The organism is Nonomuraea ferruginea (assembly GCF_039540635.1).
GTDB classification, from domain to species: Bacteria; Actinomycetota; Actinomycetes; order Streptosporangiales; family Streptosporangiaceae; genus Nonomuraea; species Nonomuraea ferruginea.
The window spans coordinates 21,036-27,724 of record NZ_BAABFD010000042.1 but is presented as its reverse complement, the minus strand read 5'-3'; the positions used below and the strand labels follow the sequence as shown (position 1 = coordinate 27,724).

5 protein-coding genes and 1 riboswitch are annotated in these 6,689 nt (G+C 72.2%); all 5 genes read right to left on the bottom strand.

Annotated features, from left to right (window positions below; all coding sequences use genetic code 11):
• Window positions 1-90: 90 nt before the first annotated feature.
• A riboswitch (cyclic di-AMP (ydaO/yuaA leader) is annotated at window positions 91-239 on the bottom strand.
• Between the two features lie 212 nt (window positions 240-451).
• Window positions 452-1,738 (bottom strand): ArsB/NhaD family transporter, encoded by a 1,287-nt coding sequence (locus ABD999_RS43420; protein ID WP_148035821.1) that lies wholly within the window; start codon window positions 1,736-1,738, stop codon window positions 452-454.
• Window positions 1,735-2,136 (bottom strand): CBS domain-containing protein, encoded by a 402-nt coding sequence (locus tag ABD999_RS43415; RefSeq protein WP_345483269.1) that lies wholly within the window; start codon window positions 2,134-2,136, stop codon window positions 1,735-1,737. Before ABD999_RS43415 ends, ABD999_RS43420 begins: the two co-directional genes overlap by 4 nt.
• Before the next feature lie 226 nt (window positions 2,137-2,362).
• Window positions 2,363-4,369, bottom strand: a complete 2,007-nt coding sequence (locus ABD999_RS43410) for a polysaccharide lyase 8 family protein (RefSeq protein ID WP_271278714.1) — start codon at window positions 4,367-4,369, stop codon at window positions 2,363-2,365.
• Window positions 4,370-4,764: 395 nt separating this feature from the next.
• Entirely contained in the window at window positions 4,765-5,403 is a 639-nt protein-coding gene (locus ABD999_RS43405; protein WP_148035823.1) for a response regulator, read from the bottom strand.
• Complete coding sequence (locus ABD999_RS43400; protein ID WP_271278713.1) at window positions 5,391-6,617, bottom strand: sensor histidine kinase; 1,227 nt, start codon at window positions 6,615-6,617, stop codon at window positions 5,391-5,393. The genes ABD999_RS43405 and ABD999_RS43400 overlap by 13 nt, the downstream gene beginning before the upstream one ends.
• Window positions 6,618-6,689 lie beyond the last annotated feature (72 nt).

The window sequence follows — 6,689 nt, the reverse complement described above, 5'->3', positions numbered from 1 at the left end:
GCGGCGCCGAGTGCCAGGGTGGCGCCCAGGGCCAGGCGGGAGGTGGACGGGATGCGATCGAAGATGTGCTTGACCATGCTCGGGGATTGCTCCTTGCTTCCATGCCGCCTACCGGGTTAGCTGTCGGGTTCGGGCGTGGAAGTGCCCTACGACGCGCCCTTGGTGAAGAGCGACCGATTCACCCCAGAGAAAGGTGGGTCCCCGGTTCCGCCAGAGGGCGGATTCGGCGGCCGCGCCGTGTTCCCGCAATGTGCGCGGGTGGGCGCGGTCTCGGCAATTCATCGGCAACGCGCGGGGGCTTACCTAAAAGCGCTGCTCAAGCGCGTGCCATCGATGGGTTCGAAGGTAATCGTCGCGCAAGGGAAAGGGCAAGCGCGGAACGGGCCCCGACGACGGGATCCCCTATGGCATAGGGGTTTTCGGGGCGAATATTTTACCTTTGCGGGGGTTTCTACAGGTATCGGAACCACAGATACGGCGCCACCAGGGTCACCGTGACGACCGTGACGATCACCCCGTACTTGGTGAAGTGCCAGAAGCTGATCGGCGTGCCGTTGCGGGCCGCGATGCCCAGCACGACCACGTTGGCCGCCGCGCCCACCGCCGTGGCGTTGCCGCCCAGGTCGGCCCCGAACGCCAGCGCCCACCAGAGCACCTGCGCCGACTCGCCGCCCTGCGCCGCCACGAGCTCCGCCACGATCGGGCTCATCGTGGCCACGTACGGGATGTTGTCCACGACCGCCGACACCACGGCGGAACCGCCCAGCAGCCCCATAGTCGCCACGTCCAACCGGCCCGCCGTGGCCTCCACGGCGGCCCTGGAGACCTGGTCGATGACCCCGGTGTGGACGAGCGCGCCGACCATGACGAACAGCCCGGCGAAGAACACCAGCGTCGGCCACTCCACCTCGGCCAGCGACTTCTCCGTGGTCACCTTGGTGAAGGCCACCAGCACACCGGCGCCCAGCAGCGCCACCACCGACGGCTCGTAGTGCAGCACCGGATGGAGCACGAACGCCGCCAGCACCAGCACCAGCACGACGAGCGACTGCCACAGCAGCCACGGGTCGGCGATCGCCTCCTTCTCGTCCAGCGCCATGACCTCCTGCGCCCGGTCCGGGTCGTACCGGAACGTCCGGCCCCACATGAGCCAGCAGAGCCCCACGAACACCGCGACCAGCACGATCACCATGGGCGCCATGTGGATGAGGAAGTCGTTGAAGCTCAGCCCGCCCCGGCTGGCGATGATGATGTTCGGCGGGTCGCCCACCAGCGTCGACGCGCCGCCGATGTTGGAGGCCAGCGCCTCGGCGATCAGGAAGGGGACCGGCGACACGGCCAGCCGCTCGCACACCAGGAACGTCACCGGCGCGATCAGCAGCACCGTGGTCACGTTGTCGAGCAGCGCCGACGCGCCTGCCGTGATCAGGACCAGCAGGACCATCAACCGGAAGGGCCGCCCCTGGGCGCGTTTGGCCGCCCAGATCGCCAGATACTCGAAGACGCCGGTCTCTTTCAGCACCCCGACGATGACCATCATGCCGAGCAGCAGGAAGATGACGTTCCAGTCGATCCCGGCATGCTCGGAGAAGAACGCCGACCCGGCGTTGGTCGCGTGGATCAACAGCATGACCCACGCCCCGCCCAGCGCCGCCGCCACCCGGTTCACCTTCTCGGTGGCGATCAGCGCGTAGGCGGACACGAACACTGCGACGCTCGCCCAGGCGAGCGGGCTCATGTGCCTAGCATCCTGTCCAGCAGCGCCTGCAGCGTGACCGCACCCAGCAACCGGCCCTTGTCCACGATGGCCACCAACGGGCTGCGGGTGCGCGCCATCAGCGCGGCCAGCTCCAGCACGGTCGCGTCAGGATCCGTGACGGGTAGCTCCCGCCGCTCCCGGGGCAGCACCTCGCGCACCGTACGACTGCCCAGCGCGCGCAGGAACTCGTCGGCGTGCGCCTCGTCGACCACCCGGGCCAGCGCCGGATCGTCCATGATGTAGCGCGGCACGGCCAGTCGCAGTGCTTCCGTGCCCGGCAGAATGGTGAGCTGGTCGTCGTTCTTGACGATCAGACCGGGCAGATCCTGCTCGGCGAGCAACTGGGCTGCCTGGAGCACAGGCGTCTCAAGGGTCACGACGGGATAGTCGGCAAGCAGGTCTCTGGCGCGCATGGGCACATCCTTGACTCGTTGGATCTAGGACCTGCCGACCAGACTTACCAGCTCATGCTGGCCAAATCCTGCAAGACCATCTCATGAGACGTCTATCACGGCCGGGGTCCGATCTGAAAAACTACTCGGGCCGCACGCGTCGTGGCTCTCCGGGTGTGAGAAATTTCCGCCGGTCAGAGACCGCGAGATCTCACCCGCCTCCGCCCGGCCGGACGGTGACCGACACGGAGTCCGGCAGCGGGCCGAACGTCAGCTTGAGCCGCCGTCCCGTCCGCGCCCCTGTCAGGGCCGCCGGGCGTCCCGTCACCGCCGCCACCGGGCGGTTCCAGGTGACGGTCAGCTCCGTCAGGTCGCGGCGCGGGTCGGACACGGTGACGGTGGCCGAGCCGTCGCCGCGCTCGGTGACGAGCACCGCGCACGGCCCGGACGCCGACAGCGGGCCCGCGGTGCCCGGCTGCCAGAAGTTGACCGCCGTCACCCCCGCCGACGGCACGTGCACGCCCTGCTGGGAGGTCGTGTTGGCGAGCACCCGCGCCCATCCGGGGTCGGCGGCGCGGGCCCTGGTCGCCGCCACGGTGGCGTTCGGCAGCAGCAGGTAGTCGTAGCGGGCGTCGCCGGGGTCCAGCCCGTGACCGAGCCAGAGCGTGACGTACGGGCGCGTCATCCCGCCGCCCGGCCGGTGCTCGCGCAGGCGGCGCAGCACGCCGCCGTCGCGGACGACGTAGCCGCCGTGTCTCGCCAGATGGGCCCAGCCGTTCGCGTCGTCCACGGTGAGGAGCGCGGCGGTGCGGCGGTTGTCGACCACGGTCTCCACCGGCGCGCCGTCCCTGCCGGTGATGCCCGCGCCCAGGCAGACCACCGCGTCGTCGAGGAAGAACCACGACTTGAACGCCTCCACCGTGGACTCCAGCCCGCGCAGGTGCTGGCCGGCGGTCGCGTAACGGCCGTCGGTGGCTCCGCCGGCCCAGCGGAACGGCGGGCACGCGCCGCCCCACGCCTCGCCCGCGCCGTCGGGCAGCCGCCGGGTCGAGACGGTGGTGCCCGGCAGCCGGTAGGGGTCGACGGTGGCCCAGAACCCGTCGGCGTAGTGGGCCCCGTGGCCCTCGCCCCACCAATAGAGCATCCCCGAGCCGGTGTGCCAGCCGCGCAGGTTCTCGCCGTTGCCGTGCTCGTAGTGGGCGATCCGGTCGGAGGACATGCTGAGCGCCGCGCACCAGCCGGGCGCGCGGTGCACGGCGCGGGCGCTCATCGGGAACAGCCGGTGCCCCGTGGGCTGCTCGCCGGCCCCGTCCACCAGGGTTCGCCAGCGGCGGCGCTCGGCGGGCGTGGCGGTGAGGGCCAGCCGCCTCACGGCGCCGGCCAGGCGGCGGAACCTGAGCTCGCCGCCGGACGGGTCCCTGGCGATGCCCCGGCCGCTCACCAGGTCCATGACGTGACCGGCGTGCGTGAACGGGGCGAACGACCGCTCCACGCTGTCGTACACGATCCGCCGGTTCGGGTCGGCGACCTCCCACGGGCTCCCGCGCAGCACCGCGAACAGCGTCGCCACCCCTTCCAGCAGTACGAGCCCGTAACCGCCCTGGTAGGGGACGGTGTCGTGCTGGAGGAACGAGCCGTCCCGGTAGAAGCCGTCGCCTTCCGTCACGTACCGGAAGACCGGCGCGAGCGCCCGCACCGCGAGGTCCGCCCGCTCCGCGTCCGCGCCCAGCACCGCGCGCAGCAGCGTCACCAGGCACAGGTCCACCCGGTTCGCGCCCGTGCTGGTGCCGCCGTAGTCGCGCAGCCGGTCGGGCGGGACGAAGTGGTCGACGGCCTCCAGCAACGCGCCGCCCTGCCGCCCCGACAGGCCGACGAGGACGGCGGCGTCGAGCAGCCGCTTCGGCGCGCCGATCTCCCAGTCCCACCAGTTGCCCACCGGGTCCGCCCCGGCCGCGTACACGTGCTCACAGAAGTGGCCGATGCCGGTCTCGACCCCGGCGCGCAGCCGCGCGTCGCCGCTCACCGCGTACGCCCGCGCCATCGCGAGCAGCCGCCCCGGGGTCGCGCTCAGGGACGGGTACGGCAGATCCGGCCACAGATGGCGGCCGGTGGGCGCCATCTCCGCCAGCCGCCGCCTCGCCGGCCCCACCGGGTACGCGGGATCGACGGTCACCTCCCGCCACCGCCGCCGCACCCCCGCGAACGCCCCAGGCGACATACTCCCCCCGCCCCGAGCCGGAACCAGCGCCCCGACCCCCGCCCATAACAGCGCCCGCCTGGAACACCCCACCACGCACGGATTATCACACCCCGCCCCCAACACCCGGACCCATCCACCTCTTCGCAGGACCCCTCCGCAGGACAACCCACCCTCCAGGTGCGCAGCGCAACCCCGCAGAGAGCGCGCTCCTGGCCCAGCACCCCTTCAAGGCAGCGCACGCATCCTCCGGGAGACCACCCCACCCTCCAAGCGGCACCCCTTACGAGCGGCCACTCCATCCAGGGCAAGACGCCGCGTCCGCTGGTCGGGCTCGTGTACGGGACATCCTCCCCGGCGCATGCGTGGGGCTTCTCGGGCCGACGATCCGCCGGAGGCGACGGGCAGGGCCGGGGTCAGGCGTTCAGGTAGTGGAGGACGGCGGCGACGCGGCGGTCGACGCGGTCGGCGGGTGACAGGTCGAGCTTGGCGAAGATGCTGCGGATGTGCTTGTGCACGGCGCCTTCCGTGACCACCAGCCGCTCGGCGATGGCCGTGTTGCCCAGGCCCTCGGCCATCAGCGCGAGCACCTCCAGCTCCCTGGCGGTGAGCCGGTCCAGCGGCCCGTCGCGGCGGGTGAAGAGCTGGGCCACCACCTCCGGGTCGATGGCGGTGCCGCCGGCCGCCACCCGCTCCAGCGCGGTCATGAACTCGCCGACCCGGCCCACCCGTTCCTTCAGCAGGTAGCCGATCCCGTTCGCGCCGCCGGCCAGCAGCTCGGTGGCGAACGCCTGCTCCACGTACGCCGACAGCACGAGCACCGCCAGCTCCGGGTGCAGCCGCCTGGCCTCGACCGCCGCCTTGATGCCCTCGTCGGTGTGGGTGGGCGGCATCCGCACGTCCACCACCGCCACGTCCGGGTGGTGCTCGGCCACCGCCTTCATGAACGCGTCCGGGTCGGGCACGGCCGCGGCCACCTCGAACCCCTCACCGCCCAGCAGCAGCGCCAGCCCTTCGCGCAACAGAGCGTCATCCTCGGCGATCACGACACGCACGGCAACTCCACCTCGATTCTCGTCGGCCCGCCTGCCGGGCTGTCCAGGGTGAGGACGCCGTCGTGCGCCGCCACCCGGCGGCGGATGCCCGCCAGGCCGGAGCCGTCCCGCTCCGCCGCGCCGCCGTGCCCGTCGTCCTCGATCTCGACGCGCAGCGTGTCGCCGCGCCGGTGCAGCGCCACCCGGGCGTGCGTGGCGCCGCTGTGCTTGGCCACGTTGGTGAGCGCCTCCGCCACCGTGAAGTACGCGGTGGTCTCCACCGACAGCGGCAGCGCGCCCAGTTCGCCCACCGACACCTTGCACGGCACCGGGCAGTCGGAGGCCAGCGCGGCGAGCGAGCCCGCCAGGCCCCTGTCCTGCAGAATCGGCGGCAGGATGCCGCGCACCACGCCGCGCAGCTCGGTCAGCGCCGTCTCGGCGGCTTCCTGGGCGCGGTCCAGCACCGGGCCGGCCGTCGCGGGATCGCGCTCCAGCGCCCGCTTGGCGGCCGCGACCAGCACGACCACGGCCACCAGCCGGTTCTGCGCGCCGTCGTGCAGCGAGCGCTCGATGCGGCGCAGCTCGGCGGCGTGCGCCTGTAGAGCGCCTGCCCGGGTGGCGGTGAGCTGGGCGATCCGGTGCGACAGGTCGACCGACGGGTGCGGCGGCAGCAGCCGCCGCCCGGGCAGCGCCTGCAGCCTGGCCATGCCGGGGCCGATCGTCAGGCTGAGCAGCGCCCAGACCAGGCCGATCAGCGCCGTGCCCGCGATGCCCGTCCATGAGTCGACCGGCAGGTACATGGTGCTGGTCGTCTCGGTCTCGGGAAGCAGCCCGTACCACAGGGGGAACGAGAGGTCCCGCACGGCCATGACCGGGAAGGCGATGCCGAGCAGCCCCAGCACGAGGCCGGACGTCGCGTGCAGGCACAGCCAGCGCAGGTCGCGCCAGGTGGCCGGGTCGCGCCGGGCGGCGCGCACCGCGTCCTGCCAGGTCAGATCTTCGATGGAGGTCTCGTACGGGCTCAGCGCCTGTTCGCCCCAGCGGCCCAGCCTGACCCGCTCCTTGTCCGCCACCACCCTGGTCATCGCCATCACCGAGGGCAGCAGCGGCAGGCCGATCCAGAACAGCGACGCCGTGCCGACGATCACCCAGCAGGCCACGGTGGCCAGGGCGAGCACGGCGGTGCCGAGGCCGCCCGCGAGGCGGTCGAGCGCCTCGACGGCGTTTCTCATCATCACCGGCCAATCTACGGACAACCGGACAGGCCGTCACTCCAGCCTGCTGTACCGCGGAGAGGGCAGCGGGCG